The 18495-nt window shown below is 72.1% G+C and carries 14 protein-coding genes and 1 other RNA gene; 9 read left to right on the top strand and 6 right to left on the bottom strand.

The window, feature by feature from the left end:
* Positions 1-61: 61 nt before the first annotated feature.
* Complete coding sequence (gene yaaA, locus OG709_RS09475; RefSeq protein WP_326694998.1) at positions 62-844, bottom strand: peroxide stress protein YaaA; 783 nt, start codon at positions 842-844, stop codon at positions 62-64.
* Positions 845-986: 142 nt separating this feature from the next.
* On the opposite strand from yaaA, the gene rnpB reads away from it, so the two are divergent.
* The 4 genes from rnpB to OG709_RS09455 all read left to right on the top strand — a co-directional run bounded on the left by rnpB (position 987) and on the right by OG709_RS09455 (position 7786).
* Positions 987-1390: RNase P RNA component class A (rnpB, locus tag OG709_RS09470), an RNA gene on the top strand.
* Positions 1391-1677: 287 nt separating this feature from the next.
* The gene (locus OG709_RS09465) at positions 1678-2703 is read left to right on the top strand and encodes a helix-turn-helix transcriptional regulator (RefSeq protein ID WP_326694999.1); all 1026 of its coding nucleotides are present in this window, start codon (positions 1678-1680) and stop codon (positions 2701-2703) included.
* A 249-nt stretch (positions 2704-2952) separates the two neighbouring features.
* Positions 2953-6345, top strand: coding sequence for a S8 family peptidase (locus OG709_RS09460; RefSeq protein ID WP_266643421.1), 3393 nt, complete (start codon positions 2953-2955; stop codon positions 6343-6345).
* Between the two features lie 292 nt (positions 6346-6637).
* Complete coding sequence (locus OG709_RS09455; RefSeq protein ID WP_250304358.1) at positions 6638-7786, top strand: PP2C family protein-serine/threonine phosphatase; 1149 nt, start codon at positions 6638-6640, stop codon at positions 7784-7786.
* A gap of 82 nt (positions 7787-7868) precedes the next feature.
* Here the strand turns inward: OG709_RS09455 and OG709_RS09450 are convergent, their stop codons facing one another.
* Positions 7869-8057: a hypothetical protein gene (locus tag OG709_RS09450; protein WP_250304360.1), complete on the bottom strand. Its 189-nt coding sequence runs from the start codon at positions 8055-8057 to the stop codon at positions 7869-7871.
* A gap of 190 nt (positions 8058-8247) precedes the next feature.
* Here OG709_RS09450 and OG709_RS09445 point away from each other — a divergent pair, with 190 nt between their 5' ends.
* On the top strand, positions 8248-9399 hold the full coding sequence (locus OG709_RS09445) for a D-alanyl-D-alanine carboxypeptidase family protein (protein WP_326695001.1): 1152 nt from the start codon (positions 8248-8250) through the stop codon (positions 9397-9399).
* 87 nt (positions 9400-9486) lie between these two features.
* On the opposite strand, the gene OG709_RS09440 is transcribed toward OG709_RS09445, so the two are convergent.
* The 4 genes from OG709_RS09440 to OG709_RS09425 are packed head-to-tail and all read right to left on the bottom strand — an operon-like array spanning position 9487 to position 12590.
* Positions 9487-10362 carry a PhzF family phenazine biosynthesis protein gene (locus OG709_RS09440; protein WP_329165584.1) on the bottom strand — a complete coding sequence of 292 codons (876 nt, stop codon included), beginning with the start codon at positions 10360-10362 and terminating at the stop codon, positions 9487-9489.
* Positions 10363-10389: 27 nt separating this feature from the next.
* Complete coding sequence (locus OG709_RS09435; RefSeq protein ID WP_250304366.1) at positions 10390-10749, bottom strand: MazG-like family protein; 360 nt, start codon at positions 10747-10749, stop codon at positions 10390-10392.
* A gap of 45 nt (positions 10750-10794) precedes the next feature.
* A complete protein-coding gene (locus OG709_RS09430; RefSeq protein WP_250304367.1) occupies positions 10795-11580 on the bottom strand; it encodes an SDR family oxidoreductase in 786 nt (261 codons plus the stop codon).
* Between the two features lie 11 nt (positions 11581-11591).
* A complete protein-coding gene (locus tag OG709_RS09425; RefSeq protein ID WP_250304368.1) occupies positions 11592-12590 on the bottom strand; it encodes a Gfo/Idh/MocA family protein in 999 nt (332 codons plus the stop codon).
* Between the two features lie 109 nt (positions 12591-12699).
* Between OG709_RS09425 and OG709_RS09420 the strand changes: the two genes are divergently transcribed.
* The 4 genes from OG709_RS09420 (at position 12700) to OG709_RS09405 (ending at position 18304) form a co-directional block, all read left to right on the top strand.
* Positions 12700-13977, top strand: coding sequence for a multidrug effflux MFS transporter (locus tag OG709_RS09420; protein ID WP_250304370.1), 1278 nt, complete (start codon positions 12700-12702; stop codon positions 13975-13977).
* A 143-nt stretch (positions 13978-14120) separates the two neighbouring features.
* Positions 14121-15215: a beta-ketoacyl-ACP synthase 3 gene (locus OG709_RS09415; protein ID WP_250304372.1), complete on the top strand. Its 1095-nt coding sequence runs from the start codon at positions 14121-14123 to the stop codon at positions 15213-15215.
* Entirely contained in the window at positions 15212-16435 is a 1224-nt protein-coding gene (locus OG709_RS09410; RefSeq protein WP_329165582.1) for a beta-ketoacyl-[acyl-carrier-protein] synthase family protein, read from the top strand. Before OG709_RS09415 ends, OG709_RS09410 begins: the two co-directional genes overlap by 4 nt.
* A gap of 3 nt (positions 16436-16438) precedes the next feature.
* Complete coding sequence (locus OG709_RS09405; RefSeq protein WP_308409505.1) at positions 16439-18304, top strand: acyl-CoA dehydrogenase family protein; 1866 nt, start codon at positions 16439-16441, stop codon at positions 18302-18304.
* Positions 18305-18495 lie beyond the last annotated feature (191 nt).

Genomic DNA, 18495 nt, shown 5'->3' with positions numbered 1-18495 from the left:
CCCCGGCACACACGTCACGCGCAACGCCCGTTGCATCCTGCGCAACGGACGTGGGTGCGGCTCAGTGGATCTCGGTCACCAGCACATCCAGCTCCCAGGCCTTCCCGGCCTTCACCGGAGCCGATGCCTCCACCACGTACCCCAGCTCCCGCAGGGTCTCGACGAGGGCGGCGGGGTCGGCCGGTGCGGCGCCCGCGAGCAGCAGATCGCGCACCATCCGCCCCTTCGTCGCCTTGTTGAAGTGACTGACGACCTTCCGGGTCGGCGCGTGCAGCACCCGCACCGAAGCCGTACGCTCCGCGACCTCACCCTTCGGCTTCCACGCCGTCGCATAGGCGGCCGACCGCAGATCGAGCACCAGGCCACCGCCCGCGACCTCGGGCATGACGGCAGCCATCGGCGCCCGCCAGTGCGTCCCGAGCGCCCCGAGGCCCGGCAGCTTCACCCCCATCGAGCAGCGGTACGAGGGGATCCGGTCGCCGATCCGTACCGCACCCCACAGCCCGGAGAACACCAGCAGGGACGTCGCGGCCCGCCGCCGGGCCGACGCGTCGAGGGAGCCGAGGTCCAGTGCGTCGTAGAGCACGCCGGTGTAGATCTGACCGGCGGGACGCGCGCCCGCGGTCCGCAGCCCCGTGTTCTTGACGACCTCGCCGCGCAGCCCCTCGCTCAGCCCGAGGACCTCGCGCGCCTTCTCCTCGTCCGCCGCGCACAGCTCGACCAGTTCGTCCAGCACCGCGGCCCGTGCCCCGGCCAGCCCCGGCAGCGACAGCGACTCCGGCTTCAGCGGGGCACCGGAGCCGCTCGCGGCCTTTCCTTCGGACGGCGGCAAGAGCACGAGCACGGCAGGTCTCCTTCGTACGTGAGCGGCAACAGCCAGCGTAAAGGTGCGGCACCCGGCACCGGCCCGGACCACCGTCCCGCCCCGGCCCGCAGCCGGCCGACTCCGGCAGGGCCGCGACCGGCTACGATGTCCGTACGGCGGACGAGTCGGCCGGACGGCCGCGTGGGGATCTCCGGATCCTCCCGAGGAACGTCCGGGCTCCACAGGGCAAGGTGGTGGCTAACGGCCACCCGGGGTGACCCGCGGGACAGTGCCACAGAAAACAGACCGCCGGGGTCCGCAAGGCCCCCGGTAAGGGTGAAACGGTGGTGTAAGAGACCACCAGCGCCTGAGGTGACTCAGGCGGCTAGGTAAACCCCACCTGGAGCAAGGTCAAGAGGGGTTGTCGCAAGACGATCCTGCGCGGACGTTCGAGGGCTGCTCGCCCGAGTCCGCGGGTAGACCGCAGGAGGCCGGCAGCAATGCCGGTCCTAGATGGATGGCCGTCTCCCCGGCGACCGCGAGGTCACCGGGCGACAGAACCCGGCGTACAGGCCGGCTCGTCCGCCGCCATCTGTGAAAGTTTTCCCGGAAGGGGCCTCCGACGTGTGTCGGAGGCCCCTTCCGGGCTTCAGGGGCACGGGCTCCTCAGGCACGGGCTCCTCAGGGGCACGGACTTCAGGGATCAGTGGCTTCCGTGCCTCCCGCCCGGGACATGTCCACCCACCGGTACCGACAGGCGAAGCGGAAAACGACGTATTCCGGTTGAGAGATAGGGTTCGACGGAAAAGACCCGCTCGGTGCACGTGAGTTGTGCCGGGGCCGGACACGGTGGCCGCCCCAGGAGGAACCGGATGCTGCAGGCGCTCGGACTGGGCCCGCCCGAAGAGGCCATATACACGGCCCTGTTGGCGCGCCCGGCGGCATCCGCGCAGGACCTCGCCCAGCAGACCGGACTGGACGAGGCCGAGAGCGACCGGATCCTGCTCGGCCTCGCGGCGCGCGGCTTGGTGGCCGTCGCCACCGGGACGGGGATCCCCGGCCCGGTCGAACTCGTCGAGGCCGGTCCCGGGGCCGCCCGCTACCGGCTCACCCCGCCCTCGGTGGCCCTGGCCCCCCTCCTCGTCGAGCAGCGCAACGCCCTGCACCTGGCCGAGACCGCGTATGCGCAGCTGACCGAGCAGTACCGCAACACCGCCGCACACACGGCGGGCGGTGTCGTGGAGGTGGTCGTCGGCGTGGAACAGGTCGCGCACCGGTTCCACCAGTTGCAGTCCGGGGCCCAGCGGGAGCTGTTCGTCTTCCTCGTCGGCGAGCCCATCGCGGTGCCGCGCGAGGACACCGACACGTCGGAGAGTTCCGCTCTGGACCGCGGCGTCGACTTCCGGGTCGTGGCCGCCAAGAACTATTTCGACGGCCACGAGGCCGTGCGGGACGTGCGGGAGGCCGTCATGGGGGGCGTCGAGCTGCGCGTGGCCGACTCGCTGCCGCTCAAGATGGTCATCTCCGACCGGGAACGCGCCATGGTGCCCCTGGACATGACGGATCCCGGAGGCGAGCCGAGCGCCATCGTGGTGCACCGCAGCGGCCTGCTGACGGCCCTGGTGCATCTCTTCGAGAAGGAATGGGCTCAGGCCCGGCCGCTGTACACCACCCCCACGGGCCTGGGCGAGGAGCCGGCCGCCGAACAGCAGCCGTCCGAGGAGGAGTTGGAGGTACTCGCCATGCTGCTGGCCGGGATCTCCGACCGGCGTGCGGCGTCCCAACTCGGCCTCTCCCTACGCACCGTGGAGCGTCGGGTGCGCCGGCTGATGGACCTCGCGGGAGTGGAATCGCGCCTCCAGCTCGGATGGCACGCCGCGCGCATGGGCTGGCTCTGATCCCGTCCCCGGCGCGTCCGGGGCACGGGCCGTCCGGTAGTCCCCGGGGCGGGTACACCCGCTCTCAGCTGGAAGTACGTTCATCCACCTGACCGGGAGAGCCCGGTCAGGTGAACCGCCGGAAGTGACCGGCTGGCGGAATGCCGCCACGTGGGGAACCCGCCACACGTGGGCACCCCTGAGTGATCCGTATCCCTGCCAGGATGCAGCCGCAGCATGGCACGTTCACGGTTTCGATTAGGGAGATTCATGTATCCGATAGCGCGAATTGCCTTGGGCGCGGCTACCGCCGCGGTCCTGGCAGTCACGGCCGTCGCGCCGTCCGGGGCGGCAGCGGACACACCGCCCGGCGGTTCCCCGGGCAAACGTCCTGTCGTCGGCAGCGGGGCCGCGGCAAAGGACGGCAAGCAGGTCACCGTCACGCTCGTCACCGGCGACAAGGTACTGGTGACCACGGACCCGTCGGGCCACAGCTCGGCAGCCGTACTGCCCCGCAAGGACGGCGTACAGCCGATCGTGCAGACGTACCAGCGGGGCAAGGACCTCTACGTCTACCCGGACGACGCCTCCCGGGCGATCGCCGAGGGCAAGGTCGACGAGCAGCTGTTCAACGTCAGTGGGCTCATCCGTCAGGGATACGACGACACCCACTCCGACACGCTGCCGCTGATCGCCACCTACCGGAACAGCGTGAACGTTGCCGACAGCGCACCGGCGGCTCCCCGTGGAGCCGAGCGGGGTCTGAGTCTCCCGGCCGTGGACGGTGTCGCGCTGAAGGCCGACAAGGACACCGCCGCCACCTTCTGGCAGGACGTCACCGACAACCGCTCCCGTTCCGGCTCCTCGCTGAAGAAGCTGTGGCTGGACAGCAAGGTCAAGGCCACGCTGGCCCAGTCCACCAAGCAGGTGCACGCGCCGGAGGCCTGGGCCGAGGGCTACGACGGCAAGGGCACCAAGGTCGCCGTCCTGGACACGGGCGTGGACGCCCAGCACCCGGACCTGGTGAACCGGGTCGCCGCGTCCAAGAACTTCACGGACTCCAGCACCACCGACGACCGGCACGGTCACGGCACCCACACCGCCTCCACGGTGGGCGGCTCCGGAGCGGCCAGTGACGGCCGCGAGAAGGGCGTCGCCCCCGGGACCTCCCTGCTCATCGGCAAGGTCCTCAACGACAGCGGCTCCGGTGACAGTTCCTGGATCATCGCGGGCATGCAGTGGGCCGTCGACCAGAAGGCCGACGTCGTCTCCATGAGCCTCGGCAACCCCGCGATCGGCGACTGCACCGACCCGCTGGCCGAGGCCGCGAAGCAGCTCTCACAGAACACGCACACCCTGTTCGTCATCGCCGCCGGCAACACCGGCTCGGCCACCGAGACCGTCTCCTCGCCCGGCTGCGCGCCCGGCGTGCTGACCGTCGGCGCTGTCGACCACGACGACACCACCGCGCCGTTCTCCAGCCGCGGCCCGGTGGCCGTCACCCACACCCTCAAGCCCGAGATCTCCGCCCCCGGCGTCGACATCCTGGCCGCCAAGGCGGGCGGACGCGGCGTCTACGCGTACCAGACGATGTCCGGTACTTCGATGGCGACCCCGCACGTCGCGGGCGCGGCGGCCATCGTCCGCCAGGCCCACCCGGACTGGACCGCGCAGCAGATCAAGGCGGCCCTGGTCTCCTCCGCCCGTACCGGCGGCAAGATCGCGGGCGCCGACCAGACCGGCGCCGGTGTCCTCGACGTGGCCACGGCGGTGCACCAGAAGGTGCTCTCCGCGCCCGCCGTCCAGGGCGGCAGTTTCAACTGGCCGCAGGACGCCTCGGACCGCACCACCGTGCAGGTGCCCTTCACCAACACCAGCACCGGTGACCTCACCCTGGGCCTCAAGGTCAGCGGCGTGCACGGCAACGACGGCAGCGACGTCAACTCCGGCGTCGTCAAGCTGGACCAGAGCAAGGTGACCGTTCCCGCGGGCGCCACCGTCCAGGTGCCGGTGCGGATCAACCCCACTGCTCACCTCCAGGCCGGCCAGTACGGCGCGGTCACCGGCCGGATCATGGCCACCGGCAGCGACGTGCACGTCTCCGTACCGGTCACGCTCTACGTCCAGCCGGAAACCGTCACCCTCCGGGTCAAGGTCATCGACCGCAACGGGCAGCCCGCGAACGGTGCTTCCTCCCTGGACCTGGTCAGCCTCGACACCGCCAAGGGTGAGCGCCGCACCAACCAGGGCGCGACCGACCAGACGTACAGCGTGCGTCCGGGCGACTACGCCCTCTCCAGCTTCGTGGCCACCTACGACGCGAACAAGGTGGCCCAGTCCATCGGCTACCTCGGGCGCCCGCAGCTGCGGATCACCGGGGACACCACCGTCGTCCTCGACGCGCGCAAGGCCCACCGGCTGAGTGTGCACACCGACCGCCCCTCGACGCTGAACACCACCAGCCTCAGCTACGCCCGCACCTGGGACAACGCCTGGGAGCTGAGCGGATCGCTGTCGGCCGGCAGCGCCGTGCAGAAGTTCTACGCCTCCGTCGACGGGCGCGCGAAGAAGGGCTACTTCGAGTTCCGGCCCACCTGGCGCGCGACCGGTTCCCAGAACGGCTCGTCCTACGTCTACAACCTCACGTTCCCGACGCAGGGCCCGCTGCAGTCCGACCACGTGTACCAGGTGAAGGACTCCAAGCTGGCCCAGGTCACGGAGAAGTGGAACGCCCTCGGCGCGGAGGCCGACTACATCGACGCGCTGTACGTCCTTCCCGTCTGGGACAGGAGCACCGCCATCGCGGTGGGCGTGTTCAACCCGGTCCATGTGCCCGGTACCCGTACCGCCTACTACACGACCGGCGACGACGTCTGGTCCCACGGCGCGATGACCAGCTTCCCCTTCGCCGCGTTCATGAACGATCAGAACCGCACCTACCGTGCCGGGGACCGGCGCTCCGAGGAGTGGTACCACGGTCTCCTGCGCCCGGCGGCGCCGCGCGACACGGACGGCAAGCCGGTGCTGGCCGCCGAACGGCAGGGCGAGCAGATCGGCTTCCAGAGCGCGCTCTGGCTCGACGCCTCCGGTGACCACTGGTCCGGCGGCGCGGGGTTCGGCGACCTCGGCAACCTGGTGCTGAAGCGCAACGGTGAGCAGATCGCCACCAGCGAATACCCGTACGACGCGTTCACGGTTCCGGCCGAGGACTCCGCGTACGAGCTCACTCAGAACCTGGAAAAGATTCCGTCCTCGGACCGGAACTGGCTGCGCTCCACCGGTGTCACCACCACCTGGAGTTTCCGCTCCCACCTGGAGTCGGACGTCTACTCCCGCGGTCTGCCGATCCTCTTCCCGGACTACGACCTGCCGGTGGACGGCATGAACACGCTGCCCGCGAAGAGCGGCATCAAGGTCGGCCTGTCGGTCGAGGGCCACGCCGGGTACACCCCGGGCACGATCACCGCGGCCTCGCTGTCCTACTCCTACGACGGCGGCACCACCTGGACCCAGGCGCCGACCGAGCAGAAGAACGGCAAGTGGACGGCCGTCCTCGACCACACCGGCGCCGCCGGTAAGCAGGTCACGCTGAAGACCACCTTCACGGACTCGAACAAGAACGCGGTCAGCCAGACGATCACCCGCGCCTACGACGTCCGGTAACCACACAGCACGCGCACGGTAACGACACAGCCGGGCCGGGCGGTCCCCCGTACCAGGGGGACCGCCCGGCCCTCGTCGTGCCCTCGTCGTGCCCTCGTCGTGCCCTCGTCGTCGAAGTCGGCGAACCGCGTGCCCGCTCCGCGCGTCGCCACTCGTACGGGCGCACTTCAGCACGGCAGCGGCCAGCCTCCCGCCGGGTCCCTGGCCGACGTGAATGATCGAGGCCGCCTGTCTGCCGCCGCGTGCGGCACTCGCACCAGCCCGACCACAAGTGCCGCTGGAGGATGCCCGCATGTTCCGTTCGTTGCGTGCGGCACTGCGCTCGGCACCCGACCTGGCGGACCGCAGCGACGAAGACACCGCCATTCGCACGCCTTCCACCCGCAATGTCGTCTGGGCGACGGTGGCCACGACAGCGGTGGCGGTCACCCTTGTCCTGCTGACCGGAGCCGCGGTCTTCCTTCTCGGCCTGCTGGTGTTCCTGCCGGCGTTCGCCGCCGCGCTGTGCAGCCCGCGCCAGACGGCCCTGGTCTCCGCCTGGGTGACAGCCTTCGTCATCGTGCCGGTGTTCATCCGGTCCGAGGAGCGTTTCGTCGACCGGGTGATCCTGGCGCTGTTCGCCATCGGCTTCGGTGCGCTGGCCGTCTACAGCTCCCGGATTCGCCTCACGCGCGAGGCGGCGCTGGTGCGGCTGCGCTCGACCGCAGCCGCGATGCAGCGGCAGATCCTGCGGCCCCTGCCGCTGCTCACCGACGACGTCCTCGTGGACGGTGTCTACGAGCCGCTGCAGCAGGACAAGCTCGTCGGCGGCGACATCTACGACGTGGCAGCCACCCCTTGGGGCACCCGGGTGCTGATCGGCGACGTCCAGGGGAAGGGGCTGCCCGCCATCGGCATGGCCATCGATGTCGTGGGTGCCTTCCGCGAGGCCGCCCACCGCGAGCCGACGATGACCCTGCTCATCGACGCGCTCGAAGCGGCAGTCGTCCGCCACAACGACTACGCGGCACAGCGCGGCGAGCCGGAACGGTTCGTCACCGCGCTCGTCCTGGGCGTGGACAAGAGCACCGAGACCCAGGTCGTCACCTGTGGGCACATCCCGCCCTACCTGCTGCACGACGGAGCGGTCACGGCCGTCGCCGCGGGGACCGAGCATGTGCCGCTCGGTCTGGCGAGCCTGGTCGACGAGCCGCGCACGGTGGAGTGGTTCCCGTTCCCCACCGGGGCCACGCTGCTGCTGTGCACCGACGGTCTGACCGAGGCCCGATCGCCCGAGGGCGCGTTCTATCCGCTGGAAACGCGCCTGACCGGGCGCGTCGACATCACCGCAGGCCAACTCATCGGTTCACTCGTCGACGACGTGAGTGCCTTCACCGCCGGGTCCCAACAGGACGACCTGGCGGTCCTCGCCGTCCGCCGCGCCCCGCACCGGGTGCCCTAGCGGCAGCGCACGACGCCGACCGCGTCGGGTGTCAGGGTGCCGGCACGGTCGGCGTCGCTTCGGTCACGGGAAGACGCTTCGGTCACGGGAAGAGCGCGACTCCCACGATGATCAGCAGGATGATGGCCGCGGTCATCAGGACCACGGTCAGCGGCCCGCGGTGTTTCAGTGGCGCTCTCGGTCCGCCTCCACGGGGGCGGTCCTCCGGCATGGTCGCGTTGGGCGACCTGTCGCGTGAGTAGAAGTCGTCCTTCTCATAGGTGGTGCTCATAAGACACCTCCGGGCGCTGGATTCTCGCCCCCACATGGGTTACTTACCCGCAATACAGGCATGTACTCGGACAAGGGCGACATGCGTTCGGGTGGATCCGGTGACGGACACGCACAGGAACAGCACCCGTGCGAGGGGTGAGACCGGCCCCGCCGCACCCGCCCGCCGCTCAGGTTCGTACGATCCCTCAGTGACCAGCAACGCTTCGCACTCCCGGCGCGCAGTGCTCGGCCTCGCCGCCGCTGCCGTGCCCGCCGCGCTTCTCGTCTCCGGGGCCACCCCGGCCTCGGCCGCCACCGTGATCGGCGGTGAGCGGCTGGGCCTCGACGGGATACAGGTCAGACGCCGCGCCGGTGCGCCCGCGTTGCCGCGCGCCGCCGCTCAGTCGTGGCTCGTCGCGGACTACGACAGCGGTGAGGTGCTGGCCGCCTACCGGCCCCACCGGCCGCTGCCGCCCGCCTCCACGCTGAAGATGCTCTTCGCCGACACCGTGCTCCCCAAGTTCGACAAGGCGCAGAAGCACAAGGTGACCGCCGCCGATCTGGCGGGGATTCCGGCGGGCAGCAGCCTCGTGGGCGTCGAGGCCGGAACCACGTACACCGTCGACCAGTTGTGGCAGGGGGTCTTCCTGCGTTCCGGCAACGACGCCGTCCATGTGCTGAGTTCCATGAACGGCGGTGTGGCCGGCACGGTCGGTGAGATGGCCGCGAAAGCCGTGGACCTCCAGGCCCTCGACACACATGTGGTCAGCCCCGACGGCTACGACCACCCCGGGCAGCTGTCGTCCGCGTACGACCTGTCGCTGTTCGCCAGGCACGGGCTCAGGAACACCGACTTCCGGGGCTACTGCGCCACCCGCGTCGCCGAATTCCCCGGCCGGGGAGGCAAGAAGTTCCAGATCCAGAACACCGACCGGCTGCTCGGCACGTACGCCGGGATGATCGGCGTCAAGAACGGCTACACCACGCACGCGGGCAACACCTTCACCGGAGCCGCCACCCGCGAGGGCCGCACTCTGCTGGTCACCGTCATGCACCCGGCGGTCGGCTACGACGCGGTGTACAAGGAGACCTCGGCCCTGCTGGACTGGGGGTTCAGGGCGGTGGACAAGGTGACCCCCGTCGGTACGCTCGTCGACCCGCTCAGCGAGGGCGGCGGCCTCAGGACCGCCTCCCCGGCCGCGGGTCCGCGGGCCGCGCGGGCCGCGGTGTCCGGCGGCAGCGGGACGGGCGACAGCAGCTCCTGGCCGCTGCTCGGAGCGGGCGGGGGAGTGGCCGCGCTGCTCGCGGTCGGCACGGTGGCCCTGCGCAACCGGCGTCCCCGCCGCAGGCGCAAGCACTGACGCGGACGGTGACACCGGCCATCGGCCGGACCGGCGCCACCGCGATCGGCCGGACCGGCGGCGGGCAGTGGCCGGCCGCCGGGGGGTTCAGTCCGCGATCCGGGCGCCCGTGCCGCTCACCCGCACCCGCTCGTCACCCGCGCGCAGTTCGACGGTCAGCTCGCCGGGGCGGCCGAGGTCCGCGCCCTGGTGCAGGGTGAGGACCGCATCCGCCGCGACCAGGCCCAACTCCCGTGCGTACGCGCCGAACGCGGCGGCAGCGGCCCCCGTCGCCGGGTCCTCCACCACCCCGCCCACCGGGAACGGGTCGCGGACGTGGAAGACGGACTCCGACTCGCGCCACACCAGTTGGAGCGTGGTGAGGTCCAGGCCGCGCATGAACGCGGCCAGCCGGTCGAAGTCGTACGACAGGTCCGCCAGCCGGGACCGGGTCGCTGCCGCCAGCACCAGATGGCGGGCTCCCGCGTACGCGATCCGGGGCGCGAGCGCCGGGTCCAGGTCGGCGGCGGACCAGCCGAGAGCGGCGAGTGCCTCGGCCACGTCCTCCGCCGTCACGTCGAGGACGGCGGGCGCCACGCTTGTCAGCGTCGCCCGCAGCACCCCGTCCCGCTCGGTCACGGCGACCGGGACCGTACCCGCCCGGGTGGCGAGGAGCAGGTCGCCGGGGCCGTGCCGTTCCGCGAAGGCGACGGCCGTGGCGATGGTGGCGTGCCCGCAGAAGGGCACCTCGGCCCGGGGGCTGAAGTACCGCACGGTGTACGCCCGGCCGGGCTCCCCGCCGAGCCCCTCCGGCGGCGCGGTCAGGAACGCGGTCTCGCTGTACCCGAGCTCCGCGGCGATGGCGAGCTGCTCCGCGGTGCCGAGCCCCGCGGCGTCCAGGACGACCCCGGCGGGATTGCCCCCGGCGGGGTCGGCGGAGAAGGCGGTGTAGCGGAGGATCTCGGGGCGGGGAAGTGGTGTCATGTCGACGTAACTTCCGCCGCTCCGTGGTCATTCCCGGGTGTCGGAGGCGGGGTCGGGGGACGGCGGCGCGGCACCGCCGAGGGAACGGTCCGCGACCCGTTGCACATGGGCGGCGAAGACCCCGGCCGCGTCCGGGGTCAGCGTGCGCAGCGCCACCATCGCCGTCACGATCACGTCGCACAGCTCGGCCTCCACGTCCTGCCAGCTGTGCGACCGCCCCTTGCGCGGGTTCTGGCCGGTGGCGCCGATGACGGCCTGCGCCACCTCCCCGACCTCCTCGGAGAGTTTCAGCACCCGGAGCAGCGTCTCCTCGCGGGGCGGCCGGGTGGCGGACTCCTCCAGCCAGGCGTGGAGTCGGGTGACGGTCGTCCAGGCGTGTTCGTCCATGACGGCACCCTGCCACGGCGCGCCGTCATGCCGGGCGCCCCCGCGTCAGCCGCGCCCCACGTACGGCATGGTCGTGGCCAGCACCGTCGCGAACTGCACGTTCGCCTCCAGCGGCAGCTCCGCCATGTGCAGCACCGTCCTCGCCACGTCCGCCGCCGCCATCACCGGCTCCACCGCCAGTTCCCCGTTCGCCTGGCGGATCCCCTGCCGCATCCGCTCCGTCATCTCGGTCGCCGCGTTGCCGATGTCGATCTGCCCGCAGGCGATGCGGTACGGACGGCCGTCCAGCGAAAGGGACTTCGTCAGGCCCGTCAGGGCGTGCTTCGTCGCCGTGTACGCGATCGAGTCCGGGCGCGGTGTGTGCGCCGAGATCGAGCCGTTGTTGATGATCCGGCCGCCCTGCGGCTGCTGCTCCTTCATCAGCCGGAACGCCGCCTGCGCGCACAGGAACGACCCCGTCAGGTTGGTGTCGACCACCTTCTGCCACGCCGCGTACGGAAGGTCCTCGACCGGCACCCCGCCGGGGCCCGAGATGCCCGCGTTGTTGAAGAGCAGGTCCAGGTGGCCCCAGCGGTCCCGTACCTCCGCGAACAGGGCGGTCACCTCGTCCGGCGACGAGACGTCCGTGCGGACCGGCAGGGTCTCGCCGCCGGTCAGTGACGCCGTCTCGGCCAGTTTCTCCGTACGGCGGCCGGCCAGCGCCACCGACCAGCCCGCCTCCGCCAGGGTCAGCGCGACGCTGCGGCCGATCCCCGAGCCCGCGCCGGTCACCACCGCCGTCCTGCGGGATGTGCGCGGGGGCGGGTCCGTGGGTGTGCTCATGGTGCTCATGAGGGCGCAGGTTACGACAGGTCCACCGGGTAGCGGACGCCGATACGGTCCCGTACCGCGTCGAGGGTCCGCATCACCGCGAGCGTGCCGTCGAGCGGTACCAGCGGGGACTCGGTCTCACCCGCGCGCAGGGCACGCATCACCTCGGCGGCCTCGTACTGCATGCCGTGCAGCCCGCTCCCGGCCTGCCCGAGGGTGAACTCCTCGGGCTCCCGGCCCACCCGGTGCAGCACGAACCGCTCCGGGTAGAAGAAGCCGGGCGGGAACTCGATCCGGCCCGCCGTGCCCGTCACCGCGGCCGTCCGCGGGGTGTCCGCGGTCACCGAGCAGCTCAGCAGCGCGCTCGCCCCGCTGTCCCAGCCGAGCAGCATCCCGGTGTTCAGATCCACGCCCTCCGGCGAGAGCAGCGCGTGCGCCGCCACCCGGTCGGGCTCGCCGAGCAGCAGCTGGGCGAAGGACACCGGGTAGACCCCGAGGTCGAGCAGCGCGCCGCCGCCCTGGGCCGGGTCGCGCAGCCGGTGGCCCGCGTCGAACGGTCCCTCCAGTCCGAAGTCGGCCTGGACGGTGCGGATCTCGCCGATCGCCCCGTCCCGTACGAGCTCCACCAGCCGCCGGACGAGCGGGTTGCAGTACATCCACATGGCTTCCATCAGGAAGCTGCCGCGGGAACGGGCGAGGCCCACCAGTTCGCCCGCCTCCCGCGCGTTCAGCGTGAACGCCTTCTCGCACAGCACCCCGCGGCCCGCCTCCAGGCAGAGCCCGGCGGCGGCCCGGTGCGCGGAGTGCGGGGTGGCGACGTACACCACATCGACGTCCTCGTCGGCCGCCAGCTCGTCCCAGCTGCCGTACGCCCGGGGAATGCCGAAGCGTCCGGCGAACTCCTTCGCCGGAGCGAGCGCGCGGGAGGCCACCGCGACCACCTCCGCGCCCGGCAGCTCCTGCAGGTCAGCGGTGAAAGTGGCGGCTATGCCACCCGTCGCGATGATGCCCCAGCGCACGGTTCTGTCCATTCCGGCCTCCACAGGACCGACCGGCAGCCGGGTAGCGGCGCCCGCTCCCCGACTGCCGGTCGGCCTGAATCGTCATTACCACACGGTCTGAGCTGAGAGCATAGAGGCCATGCCGAAGACCTCTGCCCCGGACCACATACGCACCGGGCACCCTGCCCCTGCCGTCGCCCGTACCGCCGGAATCCTGGTCACCCTCGTCCTCGGCGGGCTCACCGCGCTGCCCGCGCTGTCGATGGACATGTACCTCCCCGCGCTGCCCGAGGTCACGGACGCGCTGCACTCACCCGCCGCCACCGTCCAGCTGTCCCTCACCGCCTGTCTGATCGGCATGGCGCTCGGCCAGCTCGTCATCGGCCCGATGAGTGACAAGTGGGGGCGCCGCCGTCCGCTGCTCATCGGCATGGTCGTCTACGTCGCCGCCACCGCCGTCTGCGCCTTCGCGCCCAGCGTCGGACTGCTCATCACCTTCCGGCTGTTGCAGGGGCTGGCCGGCTCCGCGGGCGTCGTCATCGCCCGTGCCGTGGTGCGCGATCTGTACGACGGCATGGAGATGGCCCGGTTCTTCTCCACCCTGATGCTGATCTCCGGGGCCGCCCCGATCGTCGCCCCGCTCATCGGCGGCCAGATCCTCCAGATCACCGACTGGCGCGGGGTGTTCGTCGTGCTCACCGTCGTCGGCGCGCTGCTGACCCTCGTGGTGTGGAAGTGGCTGCACGAGACGCTGCCGCCCGAGCGGCGGCACACCGGCGGCATCGGGCACGCGCTGCGGACGATGCGCTCGCTGCTCGCCGACCGGGTCTTCACCGGCTATCTGCTGGCCGGCGGGTTCGCCTTCGGGGCGCTCTTCGCGTACGTCTCGGCCTCGCCCTTCGTGATCCAGGACATCTACGGCGCATCGCCCCAGACCTTCAGCCTGCTCTTCGGGATCAACTCCGTCGGGCTGGTCGCGGTCGGCCAGATCAACGGCAAGCTGCTGGTCGGCCGGGTCAGCCTGGACAAGGCGCTCGGCTTCGGGCTGACCGTCATCGCGCTCGCCGCCACGGCGCTGCTGCTGATGACGTCCGGGGTCTTCGGCCACGTCGGTCTCTTCCCGGTCGCGGCTGCTCTCTTCGTCCTGATGTCGGCGATGGGGCTCGCGATGCCGAACACCAACGCGCAGGCCCTGATGCGTACGCCGCACGCCGCCGGTTCGGCATCGGCGCTGCTCGGCACGTCGACGTTCCTGCTCGGCGGGGTGGCGTCCCCGCTCGTCGGCATCGCGGGCGACGCGACGGCCGTGCCGATGGCCGTGGTGCAGCTGGTGTGCGCGGTGAGCGCGGCAATCTGCTTCCTGGCGCTGTGCCGGCCGTGGCAGCGCATGGCCCCGGCGGCACCGCAACTGCCATAGGCATACCTTCGCAGGTCATCGCGGTGCGGGTCTGCACTTCGAACATATGAACCGAGCCCACCCGTTCGGCCCCCTGCTGCGAAACCCTTCCCCCTCGGATGCCGTTCTGCTGCCGCAGACATCGAATGACGAGGGGGGAACAGATGGCTCTCGTGGAGTCGGTGGCCGGGTGGGTGCCACCGCAGCGGGTGACGAACGACGACTTACCCACGCACTGGGGCGTGGACGACGCCTGGGTACGGACCAGGACCGGCATCGGGGCCCGCCACCGGGCCGGTCCCGGTGTGTCCACCGGCGACCTCGCCTACGAGGCGGCCCGGCGGCTCCTGGAGCGCACCGGCCACCCCGAGGTCGACGCGCTCGTCCTGGCGACCGCCACCCCGGACCACCCCTGCCCGGCCACCGCGCCCGCCGTCGCCGCCCGCCTGGGCCTCGGCACGGTCGCCGCCGTCGACGTGTCGGCGGTGTGCAGCGGATTCGTCTACGGACTGGCCTACGCGCAGGGCCTGGTGGCCGCGGGGGTCGCCGGGCGCGTCCTGCTGGCCGGGGCCGACACGTACTCCACCTGGCTGGACCCCGACGACCGCGGGCCCGGCGTCGTCTTCGGCGACGGCGCGGGCGCCGCCCTGGTCGCGGCGGGGCCCGCCGGGGCCCCCGGCGAACTGCTCGGCTTCGACCTGGGCAGTGACGGCACCGGGTACGACCTGATCACCGTGGCCGGCGGCGGTTCCCGGGCGCGGGCGTCCGCGGCGCCCCACGGACCGGGCGACGGCTACTTCCGTATGCGCGGCGGGCCGGTGTACCAGCACGCCGTCGAGCGGATGACCGGCTCGTGCCGGGCGCTGCTCGCGAAGGTGGGCTGGGAGCCGGACCAGGTCGACCACTTCGTACCGCACCAGGCCAACGCCCGGATCCTGAGCGCGGTCGCCGAGCGGGTGGGGATCGATCCGGCGCGGTGCGTGACCCATCTGGACCGGGTCGGGAACACCGGCGCGGCCTCCCTTCCGCTCGCGCTGGCCGACGCCGACGCCCGGGGCGTCCTGCGGTCCGGCGACCGGGTGCTGCTGACCGCCTTCGGCGGCGGGCTGACCTGGGGGTCGGCCGCCCTGCGCTGGGCCGGTTCCGACGCGCCCGGCACGCGCCGGGCCGCCTCCCGTACGGCTTCCGCCCCGCCCGCCGCTTCCCGTACCACCTCCACGCCGTCCGCCGTGGCGGCACTCTCCGAGGAGCTCTCATGACGACACCCGAGATCGCCGTGACCGGCTTGGGGATGATCACCCCGGCCGGGGCGGACACGCACACCACCTGGGAGCAGGTGTGCGCGGGCCTGCCCACCGCCCGCCGCCTGCCCGAACTCCACGGCCTGCCCGTGGACTTCGCCTGCCCGGTCGACGCCGACGTGGACGCGCTGGTGGGCGGGCGCCGGACCTGGCGCATGCACCGGTTCGTCAAGCTGGCGCTGATCGCCGCGCGGCAGGCCGTCGCGGACGCCGGACTCGACCCGGCGAGCTGGGACGGCAGCCGGGTGGGAGTGATCATCGGCGTCGGCGTCGGCGGGGTCTCCGTACTCACCGACAACGTGCTGAAGCTGCACACCACGGGCCCGGAGTCGGTCTCCCCGCTGCTGGTCCCGATGATGATCCCGAACGCGGCGGCGGGCGAGGTGGCCATCGCACTCCGGGCCCACGGCCCCAGCCTGGCCCCCGCCACCGCCTGCGCCTCGGGCGCCACGGCCATCGCCGTCGCCCGCGACCTGCTGGCGTCCGGGCAGTGCGACGTGGTGGTGGCCGGCGGCGCCGAATCGGTGCTCCAGCCGCTGGTGGTGTCCGGGTTCACACAGCTGGGGGCGCTCTCGCGGCGTACCGAGGACCCCGGAGCGGCGTCCCGTCCGTTCGCCGGGGACCGGGACGGGTTCGTCATGGCGGAGGGCGCCGGGGTACTGGTGCTGGAGCGGGCCGCCGACGCGGCGGCCCGGGGACAGCGCGCGCGTGCCCTGCTCACCGGGGTGGGCGCCACCACCGACGCCCACCACCCGACCGCCCCCGACCCGCAGGGCCGCTGCGCGCGGGCCGCGGTGGCGGCGGCCCTGCGGGAGGCGGACTGGAGCCCGTACGACATCGGGCACGTCAACGCGCACGGCACCTCCACCCCGCTCAACGACGCGATGGAAGCAGCGGTGATCACCCGGGTCTTCCCGCACTGGCCGTCGGTGACCTCGGCGAAGGGAGTCCTGGGGCACTCGCTCGCCGCCGCGGGCGCCATCGAGGCCGCGCTGACCGTACTGACCCTGGAGACCGGCCTCATCCCGCCGGTCGGCAACCTCGACGCCCCGGCCGTCGAATTCGACCTGAACTGTGTGACCAAGCAGGCGCGCCCGGAGCACGTGGAGACGGCCGTCAGCCACTCCTTCGGCTTCGGCGGGCACAACGTGGTGCTGGCCTTCCAGCGCGGAGCGTGAGACATGACGGTGAACAACACCGTGGAGCGGGAGACGGGGACCGCCGGGGAGGCCGCCGTACGGGGCGAACTCGTCCGGGTCCTGTTCGGCGACGACCACCGGGCCACCCACGGCCACTGGCGCAGACTGCTCACCACCGGGCCCTTCCGGCGCCGTGCCGGACTGACGCCCGAGGAACAGCTGGGACTGGCGTACGAGCGGCTGCGCACCCTCGACTCCACGCTGGACAGCGCCTTCCGGCTGGCCGCCGACCCGGTGGCCCTGGCGAACCTGCACGAGTGGATCAGCCCGGTCGACACCGCGCTGGCCACCGTCGCGGGCATCCACTACAACCTCTTCCTCGGCAGCCTGCTGGACCACGACGGCGACGCGGGGCGCGATCTGTCGGAGTTCGCCGACCTGTCGCGGGTCGGGACCTTCCTGTGCACGGAGCTCGCCCACGGCAACGACGCCGCGGCGCTGGAGACGACCGCCACGTACGACCGGGCGGCGGACGGCTTCCTGCTGCGCACGCCGCACGCGGGCGCGCAGAAGTTCATGCCCAACACCAGTACGGCGGGCGGCCCCAAGAGCGGTGTGGTCGCGGCGCGGCTGCTGCTCGACGGCCGGGACCTGGGGGCCTTCCTGTTCCTGACCCCGCTGACCGACGCCACCGGACCGCTGCCCGGCGTACGGATCAGGCTGCTGCCCCGGCGCATGGGCAGCGTCGTCGACCACTGCGTCACCTCCTTCGGCGACGTCTTCGTCCCGCGCTCCGCGCTTCTCGCCGGACCACAGGGCCGCCTCGACGGCGAGGGCGTCTTCAGCAGTGACGTGGCCAACCGGCGCAGGCGGTTCCTGCTGTCGATCGGCCGGGTCACCGCGGGGAAGCTCAGCATGAGCGCCTGCGCGGTGGGCTCCGTACGGGCGGCGCTGGCGGTGGCCGTACGCTACGGCTCGCACCGGATCATCGCCGGGGTACGGGCCGCCGAGCGGGTGCCGGTGACGGCCCATCGCAGCCACCACGCCCCGCTGGCGTCCGCGCTGGCCACCGCGTACGCGATGACGCTGCTGCACCGCACGGTCCAGCGGACCTGGACGGACCACGACGAGAGCAACAGGGCGGCGGCCGAGCGGCTGGTCGCGGTGGCCAAGGCGTGGATCACCTGGGAGGCGCGTACCGTCATCGCCGAATGCCGTGAACGGTGCGGCGCCCAGGGCCTGTTGGAGAACAACGGGCTCGCCGCGTTCGTCACCGGGATCGAGGGGACGATCACCGCCGAGGGCGACAACCTCGCCATCCACGCCAAGGCGGCGGCCGAGATGGTGTCGGGCCAGCACCCGCCGCGCCCGGCGGCGGCCCCCGCGGGACGCGAACTCACCGACCTCGCCTTCCTGCGCGATCTGCTCGCCGCCGTCGAGGCCGTCCAACTCGGCCGGGCCCGCGCGCGGATGCGTGAGGCGCCGCCCGGTGACGCCCTCGGCCGGTGGAACGCGGGCGCCACCGCAGCCCTGAAAGCGGCCACCGCGCACGCCCAGTTGCGGGCCGTCGAGGCGGTGACCGAAGCGGTGGCGGCCCTGCCGCCCGGCTCGGCCGCCCGGGAGCGGCTGTCCGGGCTGGGGCGGCTGTTCGCGCTGGAACGCATCGCGGGCAACACCGGCGATCTGCTGAACGAGGGATTTCTGGAAGGCCGGCACATCAGCGAGCTGCCCGTCGAGGTGGACCGGCTCGCCGCGCGGATCGCCTCGGTGGCGGGGCCGCTGACCGAGGCGTTCGACCTGCCGGAGGAGTGGCTGGCCGATGTGCCCATCGCGGGCGCCGGGTATCTGGCGGCGTACGACGATCCCCAGGGGCCGTGGCACCGGTCCGGTACGGGGGAGTCGAAGTGAGCCGGCTGTTCCTGCGGGTCGTCCTGCTCGCGTACTGGGGCACCGGACATGTTCTCTCGCTGCTCTTCCGTCACCCCTCCGGAACCCCTCCCGAGCAGGTGCGGAGTGCCTCCGGAGAACTGAAAAAACCTTCCCTCACTGCGTAACCGGAAGATCATCCGGACGTTGACAGGACGTCAATAGCCCGCGTT

Source organism: Streptomyces sp. NBC_01267 (genome assembly GCF_036241575.1).
Lineage (GTDB): Bacteria > Actinomycetota > Actinomycetes > Streptomycetales > Streptomycetaceae > Streptomyces.
The sequence above is the reverse complement of the archived record's forward strand: the minus strand, read 5'-3'. Positions and strand labels throughout refer to the sequence as shown.